Below are 18908 nucleotides of genomic sequence, written 5' to 3' on the forward strand. Positions count from 1 at the left end.
TGCCCATCGGATCGTCGGTCGACGGTGGTCGCAGGCGATCCATCGTAGATCCGAATCAGCCTGCGGGGCCGCACCGCCTGAATTGAAAAGGTTAACTCTCGATCTGAATTGTGAATAATGCGTTGACTGCCGTCTGTGGTGCCATCGACCGGAGATTTACATGAGCACAATCGTTCGCGTGATGATGGCGGTTATATCGATCGGATCACCGGCACTCGCCGACGAGAAAATGGTCATCCCCCGATGGCCGCAGTTTCGCGGAGAAGCCGCCCGCGGAATCGCCGACGAAATTCCGGCGCCGATTGACTGGAATGTTGATGACGGAACGCGAATTCGCTGGAAGACGCCAATTCCGGGACTCGGATACTCATCGCCGGTCATCTGGGGCGATCGGCTCTTCATCACAACGGCCGTGAACACGAAGGATGATCGCCCCGAAGTGAAGGTAGGACTCTACGGCAATATCGAATCAATTGATGAACCGGAAGAACACAGCTTTCGAGTGCTCTGTCTCGATCGTGGCACCGGACGTATTCTCTGGGACCAGGAAGCCTGCAGAGCAATCCCGCGCGTGAAGCGCCATCGAAAAAGCAGTCATGCCAATTCAACACCCGCGACGGATGGCACACACCTTCTCGCATTCTTCGGAAGCGAAGGCATGTACTGTTACAACATGGAAGGCAAGCTCCTGTGGAAGAAGGATTTCGGCCTGCTGGATTCCGGCTACTTCGCCGTGCCTGATGCGCAGTGGGGATTCGGAAGCTCCCCTGTCATCCACGATGGGCGAGTGATTATTCAATGCGACGTTCAGCAGAATTCCTTTCTGGCGGCCTTTGATGTCCGGACCGGCGCGGAATTGTGGCGCTCGCAGCGAAAGGACGTCCCTACATGGAGCACACCCACCGTCTACGTCGGCGAACCGCGATCGCAGGTCGTCGTGAACGGGTTGAAACACATCGGCGGCTATGATCTGGCTACCGGCAAGGAAATCTGGCGATTGCGGGGAGGCGGTGACATCCCTGTGCCCACACCCGTCGTTGCCGGAGAACTTATATACATCACCAACGCACACGGATCCATGGCCCCGATCTACGCCATCAAAACCGGCGCCAAAGGCCGCATTAAGCTGAATTCCACAGAGGCAACCCATCCGCAGGTTGCGTGGTGGAACGATCGGGGCGGCAACTATATGCAGACGCCGATCGTCTATCGCCGCCTGCTCTATTGCTGCCGCGACAACGGAGTCCTTTCTTGTTTTGACGCGGTTACGGGCGAGACCAAGTATCGGGAACGTCTCGTGAGCGGCACAGGCTTCACAGCGTCCGGTGTCGCCTCCGCAGGTAGGCTCTACTTCACGAGCGAGGAAGGCGAGGTGTTTGTCGTTCGCGCCGGACCGGAGTTTGAACGACTCGCCATGAATAACCTGAACGAGGTCTGCATGGCGACGCCGGCAGTCGTCGATGGCCATCTTTATTTCCGAACGGTCGGCCACGTGATCGCGGTCGGCGGTGAAAATAGGTGAACTGCCGAACCGCAAAGATTTAGGGAAGGGCCGGCAACATATTCGTATCTTATTGAGCAGTATCATGTTAGATGCATGGGCGACGGGATTTGATTGCGCAACCCTCCGAGTGAACTTGTGCCTCGGTCTATTTGTATTTGCGGCATAACGACCGATGCCCTGCTTGTCGGCGGCAGCCACGGTCGGTTCCGCGCAAGTCCTTGACAGTGCAATAGCTATCAGTTCTCATACAGGGCTTGACCAAGTTGGCAGTTTTCGGGTGGAAGCGCGCGCTTTGCGAGGTTTCACGTCCATGAAACGGCGACCATTTGTCGCAGGAAACTGGAAGATGAATCTCGATCTTGCCTCGGCAAGATCGCTCGTGCAGGAACTCTGCGCCCGCCTCGGCAGCCAGTCACTGATCGATCTCGCAATCTTTCCTGCCTCAGCCTATTTGTTCCCGATGGCGAAGGCCGTTGCCGGATCGCCACTGGCGCTTGGCGCGCAGAATTGTCACCACGAAACGTCGGGCGCGTTCACTGGCGAAATTTCGCCGGCGATGGTCAAGGAAACCGGCTGCAAATACGTCATCCTCGGGCACAGTGAACGACGGCACACCATCGGCCCGAAGGATGCTGATGGGCGTGTGCATGGCGAAACCGACGAAATGATCGCGCTGAAGGCGCGTGCAGTAATTGCGGCGGACCTGACCCCGATTGTCTGCATCGGTGAAACGCTCGCCGAGCGCGACTCCGGCAAGACGGAGTCCGTGCTGACTCGGCAGGTTCATGGCAGCCTGTCGGGAATCGCTTCGGCGGCTGTGACCTCTCTGGTCATTGCGTACGAACCGGTGTGGGCCATCGGCACCGGGCGTAATGCGACGCCTGAACAGGCCCAGGAGGCGCATTCCCACATTCGATCGGTCCTTGCCGAGAAATTTGGCGGAGCAACGGCCTCTCAGATCAGAATTCAGTACGGCGGCAGCGTAAAGCCCGACAATGCCGCGGAATTAATGGCATGCCCAGATGTGGACGGCGCGCTCGTCGGCGGTGCGAGTCTCAAGGCGGCAGATTTTGCGGCGATAATCGACGCGGCCATCGCCGCTAAGACCTGAATGATCGGAGCATGATGGTTCATCCGCGCGAGCCGGCGAAAACGACGTTCGGCCGAGCGGTAATTGATGAACTTGGCGAAAATGAGGATGGAATTCATGTTGGCATTTGGATATCTCGGCTTCTTCGTGAGCATGGCGATTGTCGGTGTTTCGCTGCTGCTCATCGGCTTGATTCTGCTTCAGAAGAACCGCGGCGCCGGACTTTCCGGCGCTTTCGGCGGCGTTGGCGGACACTCCGCATTCGGCACCAAAACGGGCGACTTCCTCACCTGGGTGACCGTCGGACTGGTGAGCGTTTTTCTGCTGCTCAATATCGCGGGAAACTTTATCTTCGCGCCGGAGAAACTGGCCAAGGTGCAGCCCGCGCCCGCGAAGACGGAATCGACCGATCTCGGCGGTGCGGCTGATCTTCCGATCAGTCCCGCATCGCAGTCGCCGGTCGCAGCACCCGTTTCCGACACGCCGACGTCTCCGCCAGCCAATTCGACACCCGCGAATTCCGGCACGACTGAGCCGGGCAACTGACACACAGCGACTCAGCGGATTGGTCGAGGACGCGGCGAATGATTCAGAGCATGACCGGTTATGGCGAGGTACGATGGTCCGCCGATGGTGTCACATACCGGGTCGAAATTCGCTGCGTGAACAATCGTTACTTCAAAGCCTCGATCAAGCTTCCGGAGCCATTTGGCCGCTATGAGGCGGATATCGACCGCTTGCTGCGTGAGCGCCTCGGCCGCGGAAGCATCACGTTTTCGCTGCGTATCGCCGATGAATCGCCCTCTTCGGCCTGCCGGATCAATACGGACGTACTCGACGATTACGTTCGGCAATTGACGGAAGTGGGCAAAAGGTATGGCTTGGCTCGCATTGACTTTTCGCGACTGCTCGACGCGCCTGGAATCATGCAGGTTGCGGACATTGATGACGAACGACTGGCATCACAGTTCAAGATTGTGCAAACGCTTGCTGATCGCGCGATCAACGGCGTGATCGGAATGCGAAAAGCCGAAGGCGAGGCGATGCTGCGTGACCTTCGCGAACACATCGGGGAAATTCGTTCGAGGCTTGAAGAGGTTCGCCGTCGATCGCCGTCCGTCGTGCTTGAGTATCAAAAGCGGCTCCAGTCGCGGGTGCAGCAGCTGCTTGACGGAATGGAGGGTCTCAATGTCCAGCTGCACGAGGATGCGCTGGCCCGGGAGGTTGCCATTTTTGCGGAGCGATGCGACGTGAACGAAGAGGTGTCTCGACTCTCGAGCCATCTCGATCAGTTTGACACGTTATGCGAAGCCCCCGAGGAGGCCGGACGAAAGATGGACTTTTTATCGCAGGAGATGCTTCGCGAAGCGAATACCATAGGCAGCAAGTCGAACGACGCAGAGCTTTCAAAGCACGTCGTGGCGATCAAGGCCAGTGTCGATCGGATCAAGGAGCAGGTACAGAACGTGGCTTGAGAGCGATGACGGATCGATATCAAACTGCTTAGGAAGCGGGCAGGAGGCCGGCGAGCGTCATGACATCGGCGGGAATGGAGCGACAGGGCAAGGTCATCGTGGTGAGTGGTCCCAGCGGCGTCGGCAAATCCACGATCTGCCACCGGCTGTGCGACGAGTTGCCCGCGGAGTTCAGCGTATCCGTGACGACCCGCACGCCGCGCCCCGGAGAACAGCACGATCGGGATTATCGCTATGTATCGCCGGAAGAATTTCAACAGCTGCGGAACGCCGGAGAATTGCTTGAATTCGCCGAGGTATACGGTCATTACTACGGCACGCCGCTCGCTGCGGTGCGGGAGGCTGTGTCGGCAGGACGCGCCATTATCCTCGAAATTGATATCAACGGCTGCATTCAGGTTCGCCGGAAAATGCCCGATGCCGTGTGCTTCTTCATCCTCCCACCCAATCCGGAGGAGCAGGCTCGTCGGATCATCGGCCGCAACACCGACCCTGAGGATGTGATACGCCGCCGGCTCGAGAAGGCGGATGGCGAAATTCGCTACGCCAACGAGGCCGGATGCTATGATTACTTCGTCGTGAATGATCAGATCGACGACACCCTGGCGCGCATCAAATCGCTCATCGCCGCGAAAGCCGGTTGAGGAGCGCTGACGACTATATACAAAAGAGGTACAGCGTAACCTGAATTTTGAGGTAGACCCGAATGATCGAAGAACTCAAGAATGACGACTTGATTAACCGCATCGGCGGCCGGTTCAAATTCACCGCCATGATACAGAAGCGATGGCGAGAGCTGATGTTTGGGGCGCGCCCGATGATTGAACCCGGTCGGCTCTCCCCGCTGGAAATTGCCATCAAGGAAATCGCCGAAGGCAAGATCCAGGCCGAGGCCGGCGAATTCGACGGCCACCGCAATGTCTGACAGGAATCCGCCTTCTGAAGACTCGGCTCTCGACAATCTCTCGGGGTATGAGGTCGTCGTTGCGGTTTGCGGCGGCATCGCGGCATACAAGACGGCGATGCTGGTTTCACGGCTCGTTCAAAGGGGCGCAGGTGTTTCGGTCGCAATGACGACGGCGGCAACGAAGTTCATCACTCCGCTGACATTTCAGTCGCTTACCGCGCGCCAGGTCTTCACGAGTCCTTGGGAAGCTCAGAATTACCACGATCCTCAGCACCTTCGGCTCACCGAAGCCGCGGATCTCTTCATCATCGCGCCGGCGACCGCCAACATGATCGGCAAGATAGCGTGTGGAATTGCCGACGACCTGATCTCAACTATGGTCATGTCGACGGATTGTCCCGTGCTGCTGGCCCCGGCGATGAATACGCGGATGTGGGAGAATCCGATCGTCAAACGTAACCTTCAGGCGCTTCGCGACCTGGGCTATCACGAAGCGCCGCCGGGAGAAGGCTGGCTCGCGTGCAGAACCATCGGCGCGGGCCGGATGTCGGAGCCGGGCGTCATTTTGGAATGCGCTGCCCGCCTGCTCACCGCCAAACCGCCGCGCTCGCGAATCGCCTGAGTATGTCGCCGAAGCCGCTGCACATTCTCATAACCGCCGGACCCACGCGCGAATATCTCGATTCAGTTCGTTATATATCGAACCCATCGTCCGGAAAGATGGGATTCGCCATCGCGGCCGTAGCGGCACGTCGCGGCCACCATGTCACTCTGGTCTCCGGGCCCATGGAACTGAAACCACCCGCGAGCGTGAATACAGTTCGAGTCGAGACCGCCGCAGAGATGCTGGCAGCCGCCAGACGTGCGTTCCGCTGCGCGGATGCGGCAGTCTTCTGCGCCGCCGTGTGCGACTATCGACCGCTCAATCGCGCGCGACGCAAGCTGCCAAAATCCCAAGCCGCACTGACCTTGAAACTCACGCCGACCCCCGACATCGCGGCGACACTCGGCCGCGTCAAAGGTCGGCGCATCTCAATCGCTTTCGCGCTCGAGGATCACGACGGCCGACGAAAAGCCGAAGCAAAAATGATCGCGAAACACGCGGACGCCATCGTCCTGAATGGCCCAATCAACATCGGATCGGACCGAGCGACCGTCGAGATATTGCGACACGGCGGCGACTGGACGGCACTCCCTTCGGCGACAAAACCACTTATCGCAAAAAGACTTATAGAATTAGTAGAGCAAATCGCCGGGGAATGTGGGCGGGCTGCCCCGTCGCGACGATGACGGCGATTCTTCGAAACGCGCTAAGGGAAACTCACAAAAGGATCATCGAAAAGCATGCCGAAGATCGTTGTAAATCCGGAGCGGGTTGTTTAGTATAAGACTTCAGGAGGTGGAAGAGGGCACACGCCTTCGAGCGTCCCTTTTTCACATGGCAATTCGAATGTGTCATCGTGATGATCACGGCATGGTCGTGACGCATCGATAGCATCGTGTCGGACGAATTGCTCGGCCAACCCAGTCAGGACGACTCAAGGCACCGAGTGATTCCGAGGAGAAAAGGAGCAATATAATGAAGAAGGCAGGATTTCTGGCGTTGGCGTTGGCAGTGATCTGCGCAAACGCCGTGACGGCGCGGGCCTCGATTCTGGTTAACGAGAATTTCAACCGGGACGACGGTGATCTGGTTGGAACCAATCCGACGCCAGGCCCCGGCGGCACATGGGCAGCTCACAGCGGCGCAAACGGACCGGTCCAGATTAACGGCAATTCGATCCAGATTGTGCAGGCTGCTTCTGGCACTGCCGCTCAGGATGTCAACGTGCCGGCTGGTGGTCCGATGGTCGCGGGCGATCGATGGTACGCATCCTTCGATGTCGTCGTTGAGCAGCCTGGCGCATCTCTGACCAGCGTCTATTTCGCGCACTTCCTTCAGGGTACTTCAAATTTCACTTCGCGACTGTGGGTGACTGCCGGTTCGCAGAGCGGCTTCAGATTCGCGCTCAGCAACGACAGCAGCATTACCAACGCTAACGGCGAAGTTTTCTCCGGCGATCTGGTGCTCGGTCAGAGCTACCGCGTCGTTGTGTCATATGACTTCACAGGTCAGAACGGCAGCCTGTGGATCGATCAGGCGCTCGAATCCGGCACTTCAATCAGTGCAACGGATCCCGGCTTCAGCAATGGCGTGACTGCCTTTGCATTCCGGCAGGGAAGCCCGAGCGGCTCGCTCTCGACGACTCAGACCATCGACAACCTTTGCGTGGCGACCACCTACAACGAGGCATACAACTGCGTTCCGGAGCCCGGAACGATCGGCCTCGTGGGCTTGGCCGCGATGGCGTTGATCCGCCGCCGACGCTGATTCCTGATTCGATACGGAATTGTTGAAATCACGGGCCGTGAGTACGATGGGTGCTCACGGCCCGTTCCATTTTCCAGCGAGCTGCTTTTGTTCACACGGTGCCGCGTACTCAACCCGGCAACTCGTCAAAAACGAAGTCCACAACAAGTCGTGGGCTGCTCGAACGTCGAAGCGGCCTGGGGCGATTTGGTGGAGGAGGGAAAACTATGGCACCGGCATTTGCAGACGCTCCACGGTCTCGTCGAACGCGACAACAGGTATTCTGCGCGGTACTGCTCGTTCACTTGATTTTCCCCGGATTGATTCATGCCCAGACTTCCCAGCCAGCCGACGGTTCAATTGACCACGACGCGCTCGTAGCGCGGTCCAAACAGGATCCGCTGTACATCCCACCCCTGATCGGCCGAAGCGGCAAAAAACTCACGGAGCCGGAAACCGCTCGAATCGACGAATCCCGGCTGCAATTTGACGACGCGATGAAAGCGAGAAATCGCGGCGAATTTGCTGCAGGAATCGCCCCTGCAGAATCGGCCCACAAAACGCGTGAAGCCCTGCTCGGACCCAAACACCATCTTTCGATCTCCGCAAGCAATCTCCTGAAGTCCCTGCAATTCCGCTCCGTTCTGCCGAAGGAGAAGCAGGACGCCCTGCGTGCAGCCGACGCCGCGCTCGCCGATGCGGAGCGGCTCCAGGCGGCCGGGGACTATGCAAAGGCCGTGGCGGCAGCAAAGACGGCGCTACAAACGTATGAGGTGACGCTCGCTGAGTCAGACCCGGATCGTGGTCTGGCACTGGTGGCGATTGGTGCTGCACAGGTTGATCTGGGCTGGTTTGACGAAGCGGAACTCGCGCTGGGACGCGCGCAGTCAAACCTTGAATCCGAACTCGGGCCGGATCACCCGTTGCTCGCGCGCGTGCATGACCGTCTCGGGTGGTTGAAGATTTATCAGTCCGGCAACGAAGGATTCGTCGGGCCGAAGGCGCGCAGCGCCGTCGATCACTTTCGGAGGGCGATCCAGATTCTGCTGAAGTCAGTCGGCGAAACACTCGAGATGGCCGAATCGCTCGACAATCGCGGTACGATTCAAGTCTACCTCGGTAATGAAAAAGAAGCGCTCAACGACAAAATTCGAGCATACGTGATTCGCGAGACGCTGCAAGGTCCGAACGGCCGCGAGACCGGCGTCTCAGTCAGCAATCTGGCGTGGCTGTATGAAAGGCTTGGGCAGGATCGGTACGTCATCCCGTTTCGGCGCCACGCACTGGAGATCTTCAGCACGCAGTTGTCCGAGGAGCATCCGTTTACATTCATCGAAAAAGGGAATCTGGCTCGTGCGTATGTCAAAGCCGGAAAGCTCGATGACGGCATTCGATTGATCACCGAAATGCGTCAGCTGGATGCAAAGCAAAACGACCCGCTTGATATCGGTGCCGTGGATCGTACGGTGGAGTTGGCCGGCATGGTACTCCGAACCGGTCGCGGGAGCGACGCCATCAAGCTCCTGGACGAAGCAATGGGGCGATGTGAGCAGATCCGCGAGCGTGCGCGGAAACAGGATGCAACCAATATCCTCGCCCGGGTGTTCAAGCTCTGCCAGGCCAATCGTATGTTCGTCGACGGTGCTCGCTACTGCGCAAAACTCGTGGCATGGGATGACGAGGACCGAGAACGCACGGATACGCTCGAATTGGCCGGTCGGGCAGCATCATTGGGTGCGCTCCAGCTTCAGGCGGGCAAGACAGACGACGCCAAGCGAACGCTGACGAGCGCAATCAACCGAATCTCCAAGCTCACTTCCGATCGCAGCATCGAAATGGGGCCCCCTCTGCTGAACTTGGCATTTGCCTATTCAATTTCCGGTGAATTGGACAAAGCCGAAAAGAATTGCGAGAAAGTGCTGGCGCTGAGCGAGGAACTGTTCGGATCGGAGTCACTCGGCACGGCGCTGGCTATGATGTGGCTCGGACGCGTTCAAACGCTTCAGAAGCGGTATTCGGATGCAGAATTTCATCTGAGCGAATCCCAGAACATCTACTCGAAATACATTGACGACGATCCGACCGGCGTCATTCGCGTGCTCGTGGAGCGGGCGAAGTGCTCGGCCGCCCAAGGTCGGAATGATGAGGCTCTCGCCCTGCTGAAGGATGCGCTGACACAATGCCGGAAATGGGCGTCTGGCGATGTCGGCCCGTTTACGCGGGCAAATCAGCTTGAAATTCTGAAGTACCTGATCGAATATTCATCGGATTCGTCGTCCGCCGAGGTCAAATCCGAGCGTGATATGTGGATCGCGGACTTCCAGAAGATCTTCGCGGAGCTTGAACGGCTGAGAGCGCTTTCCACTGACGAACAGGAATGGCCCCGAATCATTGAGAAGTAAGTCTACCGCCTGCATTACCTATCAGTGACTCGCGCGTTTCATGAAACGCGTTCAATGCTGAATCGCCGAACAAAATGAATGTGATGCTTTCGATCAGCTGATTCGGTCCCCCGCCACCTCCTGCGATCTGCTCAGATAGAAAATCCGCAGCCGCCCCCAATGCGATCGGCGCCGCTTCACTGAGCGGATACCCGTACACGCCGCAACTGATTGCTGGGAAAGCGATGGTCCTCACGCTATTTGAGGCCGCAAGACGGAGAGATTCCATATGACACGATCGCAACTGCTCCGCTTCACCGTGCATCCCATCTTCATAAATCGGCCCCACGGTGTGAATGACGAACTTCGCAGGCAGATCGAAGCCGGGCGTGATGACAGCCGAGCCCGTCGGGCAACCGCCAAGCTTCCGACAAGCGGCAAGCAATCGAGGCCCGGCCGCGCGATGAATTGCACCATCTACACCGCCCCCGCCAAGCAGTGACGAATTGGCGGCATTGACTATCGCGTCACCATCAAATTCGGTGATGTCACCGAGCCGGATCGTAATTCGGGTCCAGACTCGCTCCGCCATCGATGGATCCCATGCGATTCAGGGCACGAGAAACGCATCCTCGATCGCCCGCGGACGTTCCTTGCCGGTGTATTCGTTCACGCCCTGGACGCGATAAATATCGTCGTTGAAGAGGCCACAATTCGGAGTATTGAAGAACTGAACCGAGACATTGGCTCGCAACACGTTCTGACCGGCGGTTCGGCCGTGGTTCATCGAATTCAGACGAATCGAATCCGCCGGCAGCAGCCGTCGGTTCTGGTCCACCAGCGGCGTCATGCAGGCGGCCATCGGCATGGCCGGGAGAAAATCACCGTGGGCAAACGGCTGGGTGGTGAAGTTGGTTGCGTAGCTGTTATTGCGTGGATCGAGAAAATCGTCGTAGTCCTCAAACGATGGGACGTTCATCGGTCGATCGCTCTCAACCCCGGCACACACGAAGGCTTCGGGTGGAACCAACTGTCCAAGAACGAGCCGATACAAATGTCGCGAGTTTCTGACGGGCTGCGCGGATTCCGATGCCGCCGCCCACCGAGCATCCGCCGGTATCGGGCCGGCGAAAGGCAGTGTGTTGTCGAACATCTGAGCGTAGCTTTCCGCACCGCCGCCGATCATCCGAAGGTTGTTTGCGCAAGCGACGCGCTGTGCCGTTTGTCGCGCCGTGTAGAATCCGGGAACGAGAATGCCCGCGAACATCACGATCGCAGCCGCAAGCCCCGTCAATTCGCGTATCGAAAACAGTGAGCTGCCTGACGAAGTCACCGCCTGACCGGGGGGAACCGCAAGCGCGTTTTTCGGAAACGGCAGCGTGGTCGCGCCAGCATTGCATGCATCATCAATGTTGCGAATCAGACGGTTAATCCAGTCGCCGTCGGGTGAATCGACTCGGTCCAGTTTCAGTGGTTCCAGCAGTCGTTCCAGGCGCGAGCAATCGGCCGAGAGCTGCGCCCTGCCGCCGCGACGGTCTTCAAAACCGCATCGCTCGTTCTCATCCATCAGTCCGAGGTGATAGCCGATTAGATCGGCCTGGTATTCAGAACTGTCTCGCTGATCGTTCATACACCCGCACACCCCACGTTTCACTGAAAAACTTCACTACTCACACATTCCCGACACGAACTTCATCGCGCCGGTCAATCCAGGTCCTTGTCCATCCCCTTCGTCCCGCACGATCGGATCTCAATTTCTCTCCGATACGCTGCCGCGAACGCAGTCACTGCCGCATGAAGCCGGCTTTTCACAGTGCCAAGCGGGATACCCAGCACTTCCGCGATTTCCTTGTACGGAAATCGCTGATAATACCCCAGTATCAGCACCTCGCGCAAATGAGTCGGCATCCTCGAAATCACCTCATTTACAATCGCCTTCTGCTCGTTCGCTTCGATGATCTCATCGGGCGAATCGGACGGATCCGATCGAAAATCGAGGTAGCTCACCTGTTCCGAATCACTCCCTTCCGCACTGATGGAGAGCGGAATCTCCCGTTTGCGGGCCCGGCCGCGAATCGTGTCTCGCGCCTTATTGGCCGCGATCGTAAACAACCAGGGCCGAAACCTGCGCTGCGGATCAAACCCGCTGGCGGACTGGTGAATCTGAATGAACGTCTCCTGGACAATGTCCTCCGCAACGGCACTATTCCGCACAAACCGGCTGACAAACTGGAGTAGTTCGTTGGCGTAGCGGCGGACAAGTACCGGGAACGCCGACTCGTCGCCAGCGAGGAAGCCCGCGAGCACTTGCTCATCGGGAATCTGGTCCTCGGAGCCGGATCTGTGTTCCACTCGTAACCTGCCGTTAATACGCCGCTTAGTTCCAGGGGGTTCAAGGAAAACACAAAGGAGAATGAAGCGATTTCACTCGCCGAGGCATCTGGAAAACGTTCCGCGACGCGATCGCTGGGCTAATTTACCCTTGACACCCCAATCGGTCAAAACTAATGTTGAGTAAAAGGGTTAGGATCGATCGTGTCGCACGTCAGACCGATATCCTCACCGCCGCTTCGGGTTCTCGGACGAGAAATTGGGAAAAGATTCCCAGTTTCTGCTTCTGACTCCAGCCCCGAGGGATCGAGAGCCTCCATTGCCCGACTACAGTTCGTACCGAGCGATTCCACCGCGTACCGCCACAGCGCTGGTCGAAGCGACTGCCGCCATCAATGCATCCCTGAATGTCGGCGATGTGCTGCAAGCCATCGCCCATTCTTCGGCAGCTGTGCTTCGGTCCGAAGCCTCCAGCGTCCTGATGCTGGACCAGCGCCGCAATAAGCTGGTCTTCATGGCTGCTGTCGGTGACCGAGGCCCGTCACTGATCGGCGAAGAATTCGATGCCAATCTCGGCATCGCGGGCCGCGTCGCGGCGACCGGCAAAGGCGTAATCGTCCCCGATGTCCACGAGCACAACGACTTTTTCCGGGGCATCGACGCCAAAAGCAGCTTCCAGACGCGCGGATTGATCGCTGCACCGCTCATCTGGAAGGGCGAAACGATCGGCGTCGTCGAGGTTCTTAACAAGATCGGCGGCGGATCCTACAACGACGACGACCTGACGCTGCTTCAGATCTTCGCAAATCTGGCTGCGGCCGGCGCCCATAACGCCGTTCAACACGATAACGTCGTTCGCGAGAACCGAGGATTGCGCGAGACGCTCCGCGTCAAACCGCCAATTATTGGAAATTCGCAGGCCCTGCGGCAGGTCATGGACATGGTCAATCGCGTCGCGGGCAGTAATGCCACCGTCCTGCTCCTCGGCGAAACCGGCACCGGCAAGGAAGTCACCGCGCGCTCCACCCACGCGGCCAGTCCGCGATCGGAGCGAGCTTTCATTGCCATTAACTGTGCCGCCCTGCCGGAAACCCTCCTGGAGAGCGAACTGTTCGGCCACGAAAAAGGCGCGTTCACCGGCGCCGTCGCGGAGAAGATGGGCCGGTTCGAAATGGCGGACGGCGGCACGCTCTTTCTTGATGAAATCGGCGACATTTCGCCGAGCACGCAAGTCAAGTTACTCCGCGTTTTACAGGAAAAGGAATTCGTCCGCGTCGGGGGCACGCGGACATTTGCGACGGATGTCCGCATCATCGCCGCGACCAATCGAGACCTGCGCGAGGCGATGGAGAAAGGCGAATTCCGCGAGGATCTCTATTATCGCCTGAACGTATTCCCGATTCATCTGCCGCCATTGCGCCAGCGCCGCGAGGACATTCCCGCGCTCGTGGAACATTTCATCAATATCTCCGCGACGGCGCTGGGATGCGGTCGACCGACGGTGAGCGACGAAGCCATGGCACACCTTGCCGGATACAGTTGGCCCGGCAATATCCGCGAGCTTCAGAATATCGTTGAACGCGCGGTTCTGCTCGCCGACGGCGGAACAATCAGCCTTGCGCACCTCCCACGCGAAGTGGTGGGCGAGGAGGCGCCCAAGGACGTCAAGTCCGAATCGTCACTCTGGGGATATGAAAAGGCGCTTATCATTAAAGCGCTGCGTGAGAACGGCTGGAACCAGTCGAAGGCCGCGCGAACACTCGGAATCAGCAGGGACAATCTTCGATATCGAGTAAAGAAGTACGAGATTGAGAAGAGTTAGACCATTTGCGCAGCCGACATCGCGAATGCGACCTCAGAACTCCTGGCGCTCGAAACTTCGCACCCCGATCCACATCGCCACAACAAACGTGATGAAGTTCAATAGAAGAACCGCTGCCGTACAGATGACTGACCGAGTGGTAGTCAGTACCATTTGCTCCGATTCGGCCATGTCCCAGCACGTGATTCCAAACAGCGCAACGCTGGTGGCCACCAGTCCCACCGAGGCGATGAGATTCACGGTTCCGCCCAGTCCGGAAGATATCCGCGCAGCACTCAATTCAGTGAAATTCGGCATTCTCGCTCCGAGCCCGATTGCCAGACCGCAAAGTCCGGCGCATGAGACCAGCGTGCACGCAGCCTGAATTGCCGCAAGCATCGGCGGCAGATTGAGTGCTCGAATCGACAACCATGTGACCGGCATCGCTGTTCCGGCAGTCACCGTCATCGCAAAATAGAATTTCGCCCACACCACGCTTCCCCGCTCTATCGGCCACAACGCGACGAGCCAGATTTGTCGGCCTTCCAGCGAAATGAGCGGGAAAACAAAACGGCTTGTAAACGTTGAGAGAATCAGCGTGATCGCGCCATAGTTGAGAAAACAGATCAGTGCCTGCCATCGTACGGTGAATCCTTCAGGCCGGCTTCGTGGCAAGTAGAACAGATACATCGAGAGCAGGCCGAAGAGAATCAGTAATTGTGACCATTGAACCGGATCGCGAAGGAAGTTACGCACGTCCTTAAGGATCAGCTCGCGTGACTTCGCCGGCAGGTAGAAAAAGGCCACTCGTGTCACGACGGCCGATGTCACAGCGGCGGCTGGACGCGGTCGATAAGGCGACGCATGCGCCCGGCCGATCGCCGGCAATAGCCGGGAAGCCACGAACAAATGGCCCCACCAGCTCAGGAACAATGCTGTTGAAATGGTCACGAGCAGGTAGAATGCGGCGTCCCACGGACGATCTGCAATTGACATGTCAATCGCCTTGGCCACCCAGCTCGACGGTAACAACGATCCCCTTAAATAACCCAGCTCGCTGAGCAGGTCATCCAGGAATCGCCGTGACGCGCCGTGAGCCGAGAAATTCCATAACCGCCCCCACCACAGCACGACAACCGTGACCACCACGACCGTGGCATAGGTCGCGACGCGCCGGGCCATCCGCGGCAGGTGAAGCGCCACGAACAACGCGACCGTCATTCCAATTGCGCCGGGAATCGGCACAAATCCGAGAAATGCAATCAGAAAAACCGGATAGAAATGCCAGGGTAGCCCCTGTACCTGCCCGATCGCCGCCATGAGCGGTAACCCAAGCAGCACGAGAGACCAACTCGAGAAGAAAATGGCTTCGGCGTACAGAATGGCGACGATATTGCGCGGAGCGTTGGGCGCGGCAAGCAAAAAAATCGCCTCCTCGCGACTGAAAAGCGCCCCATACATGAGTATGGCCGTTGAGAACGACAAAAGAATCAGCATCGAGAAGAAGAAGAGATGGAATACGATGGGCAACGCGATGATGGCCTCTTCCTCGAACTTGCGGATATAGATCAGGACATAATCAAATACGAGGTACAAACCCGCCCATATCGTCGCGATGAAGACGATCACCAGCACCAATTGCAGCGGGCTTTGATCCACCAGCTGCCGCAGGCGATTGCGCAGCAAGGTCAGCTTCAGATGCACGAGCAATCCCGCAGAGGGCGGCGCGGGATTACACGCTGGAACCGAGGCATCAACCGGTATCTGACTTGAGGTGAGCCGTGAACTGGTCATCAGGCGACCGCGACCTCCTGCCGCTCCGGTGGTTCCTGCGGATTCGTGAGATCGAGAAAAATGTCCTCCAGCCGCTGCTCGCTTGCAGCTTTTGCCTTCAACTCCGCCAGCGTGCCGCTGGCGACGATCCGTCCATGATGGATGATGCCAATTCGATCGGCGATGGCCTCGGCCACATCCAGCGTGTGGGTCGACATGAACACCGATCGGCCGTCATCCGCCCATTCGCGGAAGAGGTCCTTGACCGAACGCGCGGTGCGCGGATCCAATCCGACCATCGGCTCGTCGACCACCAACACTTCAGGCTGATGCAGCAATGCCGCGGCCAGCACGACGCGTTGTTTCATGCCGTGCGAGAAGCCTTCCGCAAGTTGATCCGCAAAAGAAGTGACCGACAACCGCGCCATGTACTCGTCAACCCGCGATCGAAGAATCTTCCGATCGATCGAGTACATCTGTCCGACGAAGGTAATGAACTCGCGCGCGGTCAGTTTCCCGTACAAAAAGGGCTGATCCGGCACGAACGACATGTGCGACTTGGCCTGCTGAGCTTCCTTCGACATCGGATGTCCGCAGACCGTTATGGAACCGCTGTCGGGAGAAAGCAGCCCGGTGATCATCTTGATGGTGGTGGTCTTGCCGGCGCCGTTCGGACCAAGAAAGGCGAACACCTCGCCGGCATTCACAGTCAGCGAAACGCCATCAACCGCTCGAAGTCGGCCGTAGCACTTTGTCACGTTGTCAACGATGACCGACATTCCGATCCATCCTGAGCGCGTTCACTCTTTTTCGGTCTGGCTGCTTCCGAAATTGCGCGAATCGCGCAGCTGCCTCACTTCCCGTTTTGCCTCGAGCCGGGCACGATCGCTGTATGGTTCGTCCGCGAGCATCCATTTCCCCAGCAGCGGCACTTGAACCTCCTGCAAGATGACTCGCCCCGAATCTGTCGCCCACGCCACTGTTCCATCCGTTTCGATTCGGAAACACTCGACGGCCATCCCGCCATGATCGATCGATTCCCTTGCCGTGACGCGAACAAGCCTTGTCGTGAACTCCACCGACGAGCGGCTCAATAGTGCAATCGGATCAAGCAATCGCAATCGCCACGTCTGCCCGATTCTCAGCCCCTGCAGGTGCGTGAACGGTCGCAGAGAATCGCCAAGATACTTCGACAAATCCGCGTCGATCGCCATCGACTGCTTGACCGTCCCGATCCGGGCTTCACAGGCGAATTGCTGACCGAATCGAACTCCCCGAACTCGCGCAGTCACGAGCGCCGTTTCCAGTCGGAACAGAAATTCCTCCAGATGCTGGCTGTGGTCGTAGCTCAGATCGCTTTCGACAAACAGCGGACCCGCGACCGGCAGCACGGCGGAAATTGCTCCGAGATCTAGTTGCGTGAGACTATGGACATTTACGTTCGTCCCGGTGTGAAATGTCGTAATCCAGGTCGTGCCCAATCGTCGGCCGGAACCGTTGGTCATCGCAACCTGGTAGGCACCGTCGGGAATCTGCTGTGACGGGGGATCCTGTGCTCGCCAATAGGGCACGATATCGCGTTGAAACAAGGCCACCATGCAGCCAAGCCATACGACCGTAATCAGAATTCCGATCGCTCGGGTCATGGCCCACATGCCCATTCAGAACTGGATCACCGCCAGATCCGGGTTCACCACTCAGAAGTTCGTGCCGTGCATCAGATTACGACTTCCTCTCCGGATTTTAGGTTCAATCGGCTTCACGGGTCAAACGGACGATGCGCGGCTTTGCTTGCATTTTCCACGAATTGATACGACCATCCTCCTCACGGAGAATCCGCGATCGTGAATTCAGCCACGACTTTTGCTCCCGCGCCTCGGCTCGCATCCCGGCATCGTCCGCGCAGGCTGGGACCACGAATCCTGTTGGTGGCCATCGGACTGTTCATTGTTGCTATCGTCTATTGCGGTTCCGCGCTCATAAAGACGCCCGGATGGTATCGGCCGCCGATGATTCCGCCGGAGTCTCAACAGAAGGTCCGCAACAGCCTGATCGCCGCGGAACAGGCATTCACGCGAAATGTCGCTGCCGGACATTCGTTTATTTACCACTTGTATCAGGAGGATCTGAATCGGTGGCTCGCAATGCGGCGCGAGATTTATCCGCGCGTGGATGAGTTATTTCCGCCCGGCGTCTCCGATCCATTCGTTGTGATTTCACCCGAAAGCGTCACGCTCGCAATTCGGTATCAGACAGCCTGGCATTCGACTGTCGTATCCATGGAGTTCGACGTCGTATTCCGTGATGATGCGATCGAACTGGCCGCCAAATCGGTGCGGTGCGGAAATCTTCGTCTGCCTAAGAATCTGGAAGCGTTGAAATTGGATCGGCGAATCGTTCTGGATCGAAACGGCGCGTGGCCTGGCAGCCCGCAAATGCAAGGCGACCTGCTGAGCGGACTGCGGCTGGATTCAAGGTCCCGCTGGAAAAATGGCGGCGTGGAGTACCGAGTCACCAACCTTTCCCTTCTGCCCGGCCGCATTGATTTCTCGATTGAACCGCTTGGCCGTTAGTCGGCAACCACACTGAGCACCCATTCGGCGTCTGAATCCGCTACATGCTCCAATTGAAATCGCCCATGAAGCCGCTGTCCGAAAAACCGTAGCAGAATGCAATCGCCGCTGACGAGCTTCTCAATCTCACATTGCCCCGAGTCATACCTCGTGACCGTTCCCCGATCGCCGCTAATCGGACCTTCGTAACTCAGGTAAACCGCGCGATGATCTGCAATCCGCTGGCAGGCGAGTGGTACGCCCCGTATCGAATCCGGCGGATCGGACATTTTCCATGTCGCGAGTCGTTCATCGGCGGAATCAACCACGGCCTCGCCGGGCCCGGATGGATCGCCCCGTCGCTCCTGATGCAGAGCAGCAGCCTGAATCATCAGGTCGTAATGGTCGCCACGGGGATCGCGATGGAACAGCAGCACGAACCGGCATGCCGTTCCGATCGATTCAGATCGTTGCGGAGGAGGCTTCATAGGAATTCCTGTCATTCGTCCCGACTGTGGCATCCTAGCGTTGATGCCACCTTGCCGGTACGCCGGGACCCGGCCGCGCGGGGAGGAGCGCATTCGGCGACTTGTGAATCACGCGATTCAGGATTAGCATTCCCTACGACCGTGGCAAGGATCAGATAGGACTCGTAATTCGATGGCGACCGAACTTGATTCGACGCTGCATCGCGACCGCCTCGCAACTGAACCGCGATGCCATTCGAGCGCATGCCGGGCGTCA

19 protein-coding genes are annotated in these 18908 nt (G+C 58.1%); 12 read left to right on the forward strand and 7 right to left on the reverse strand.

Annotated elements, in window-relative coordinates; translation table 11 throughout:
- Positions 1-160 precede the first annotated feature (160 nt).
- The 10 genes from KF841_06675 (at position 161) to KF841_06720 (ending at position 9728) form a co-directional block, all read left to right on the forward strand.
- Complete coding sequence (locus KF841_06675) at positions 161-1522, forward strand: PQQ-binding-like beta-propeller repeat protein (GenBank protein ID MBX3395036.1); 1362 nt, start codon at positions 161-163, stop codon at positions 1520-1522.
- 292 nt (positions 1523-1814) lie between these two features.
- Complete coding sequence (gene tpiA, locus KF841_06680; protein MBX3395037.1) at positions 1815-2615, forward strand: triose-phosphate isomerase; 801 nt, start codon at positions 1815-1817, stop codon at positions 2613-2615.
- Positions 2616-2711: 96 nt separating this feature from the next.
- Positions 2712-3140 (forward strand): preprotein translocase subunit SecG, encoded by a 429-nt coding sequence (secG, locus tag KF841_06685; protein ID MBX3395038.1) that lies wholly within the window; start codon positions 2712-2714, stop codon positions 3138-3140.
- Between the two features lie 38 nt (positions 3141-3178).
- On the forward strand, positions 3179-4069 hold the full coding sequence (locus KF841_06690; GenBank protein MBX3395039.1) for a YicC family protein: 891 nt from the start codon (positions 3179-3181) through the stop codon (positions 4067-4069).
- A 59-nt stretch (positions 4070-4128) separates the two neighbouring features.
- Positions 4129-4713 (forward strand): guanylate kinase, encoded by a 585-nt coding sequence (gene gmk, locus KF841_06695; protein ID MBX3395040.1) that lies wholly within the window; start codon positions 4129-4131, stop codon positions 4711-4713.
- 62 nt (positions 4714-4775) lie between these two features.
- Complete coding sequence (rpoZ, locus tag KF841_06700) at positions 4776-4994, forward strand: DNA-directed RNA polymerase subunit omega (GenBank protein ID MBX3395041.1); 219 nt, start codon at positions 4776-4778, stop codon at positions 4992-4994.
- Complete coding sequence (locus KF841_06705) at positions 4987-5598, forward strand: phosphopantothenoylcysteine decarboxylase (GenBank protein ID MBX3395042.1); 612 nt, start codon at positions 4987-4989, stop codon at positions 5596-5598. Before rpoZ ends, KF841_06705 begins: the two co-directional genes overlap by 8 nt.
- A 2-nt stretch (positions 5599-5600) precedes the next feature.
- Positions 5601-6266: a phosphopantothenoylcysteine decarboxylase gene (locus tag KF841_06710; protein MBX3395043.1), complete on the forward strand. Its 666-nt coding sequence runs from the start codon at positions 5601-5603 to the stop codon at positions 6264-6266.
- 289 nt (positions 6267-6555) lie between these two features.
- Positions 6556-7347 carry a PEP-CTERM sorting domain-containing protein gene (locus KF841_06715; protein MBX3395044.1) on the forward strand — a complete coding sequence of 264 codons (792 nt, stop codon included), beginning with the start codon at positions 6556-6558 and terminating at the stop codon, positions 7345-7347.
- Positions 7348-7553: 206 nt separating this feature from the next.
- Entirely contained in the window at positions 7554-9728 is a 2175-nt protein-coding gene (locus KF841_06720) for a tetratricopeptide repeat protein (GenBank protein MBX3395045.1), read from the forward strand.
- Here the strand turns inward: KF841_06720 and KF841_06725 are convergent.
- The 3 genes from KF841_06725 to KF841_06735 all read right to left on the reverse strand — a co-directional run bounded on the left by KF841_06725 (position 9715) and on the right by KF841_06735 (position 12059).
- The gene (locus KF841_06725) at positions 9715-10299 is read right to left on the reverse strand and encodes an O-acetyl-ADP-ribose deacetylase (GenBank protein ID MBX3395046.1); all 585 of its coding nucleotides are present in this window, start codon (positions 10297-10299) and stop codon (positions 9715-9717) included. The two genes, KF841_06720 and KF841_06725, sit on opposite strands and share 14 nt — an antisense overlap.
- Before the next feature lie 18 nt (positions 10300-10317).
- Positions 10318-11337, reverse strand: coding sequence for a hypothetical protein (locus KF841_06730; protein MBX3395047.1), 1020 nt, complete (start codon positions 11335-11337; stop codon positions 10318-10320).
- Between the two features lie 74 nt (positions 11338-11411).
- Positions 11412-12059 carry a sigma-70 family RNA polymerase sigma factor gene (locus KF841_06735; GenBank protein ID MBX3395048.1) on the reverse strand — a complete coding sequence of 216 codons (648 nt, stop codon included), beginning with the start codon at positions 12057-12059 and terminating at the stop codon, positions 11412-11414.
- Between the two features lie 298 nt (positions 12060-12357).
- Here KF841_06735 and KF841_06740 point away from each other — a divergent pair, with 298 nt between their 5' ends.
- Complete coding sequence (locus tag KF841_06740; GenBank protein MBX3395049.1) at positions 12358-13860, forward strand: sigma 54-interacting transcriptional regulator; 1503 nt, start codon at positions 12358-12360, stop codon at positions 13858-13860.
- 33 nt (positions 13861-13893) lie between these two features.
- On the opposite strand, the gene KF841_06745 is transcribed toward KF841_06740, so the two are convergent.
- Genes KF841_06745 through KF841_06755 form a run of 3 tightly spaced genes read right to left on the reverse strand, consistent with a single transcriptional unit; the run spans position 13894 to position 17258 of the window.
- Positions 13894-15633 (reverse strand): hypothetical protein, encoded by a 1740-nt coding sequence (locus KF841_06745; protein ID MBX3395050.1) that lies wholly within the window; start codon positions 15631-15633, stop codon positions 13894-13896.
- Entirely contained in the window at positions 15633-16391 is a 759-nt protein-coding gene (locus tag KF841_06750) for an ABC transporter ATP-binding protein (protein MBX3395051.1), read from the reverse strand. The genes KF841_06745 and KF841_06750 overlap by 1 nt, the downstream gene beginning before the upstream one ends.
- 21 nt (positions 16392-16412) lie before the next feature.
- Positions 16413-17258, reverse strand: a complete 846-nt coding sequence (locus KF841_06755) for a hypothetical protein (GenBank protein MBX3395052.1) — start codon at positions 17256-17258, stop codon at positions 16413-16415.
- A gap of 198 nt (positions 17259-17456) precedes the next feature.
- Between KF841_06755 and KF841_06760 the strand changes: the two genes are divergently transcribed.
- Entirely contained in the window at positions 17457-18185 is a 729-nt protein-coding gene (locus KF841_06760; GenBank protein ID MBX3395053.1) for a hypothetical protein, read from the forward strand.
- Here the strand turns inward: KF841_06760 and KF841_06765 are convergent.
- Positions 18182-18652: a hypothetical protein gene (locus KF841_06765; protein MBX3395054.1), complete on the reverse strand. Its 471-nt coding sequence runs from the start codon at positions 18650-18652 to the stop codon at positions 18182-18184. The two genes, KF841_06760 and KF841_06765, sit on opposite strands and share 4 nt — an antisense overlap.
- Positions 18653-18908 lie beyond the last annotated feature (256 nt).

The organism is Phycisphaerae bacterium (assembly GCA_019636475.1).
Lineage (GTDB): Bacteria > Planctomycetota > Phycisphaerae > UBA1845 > UTPLA1 > JADJRI01.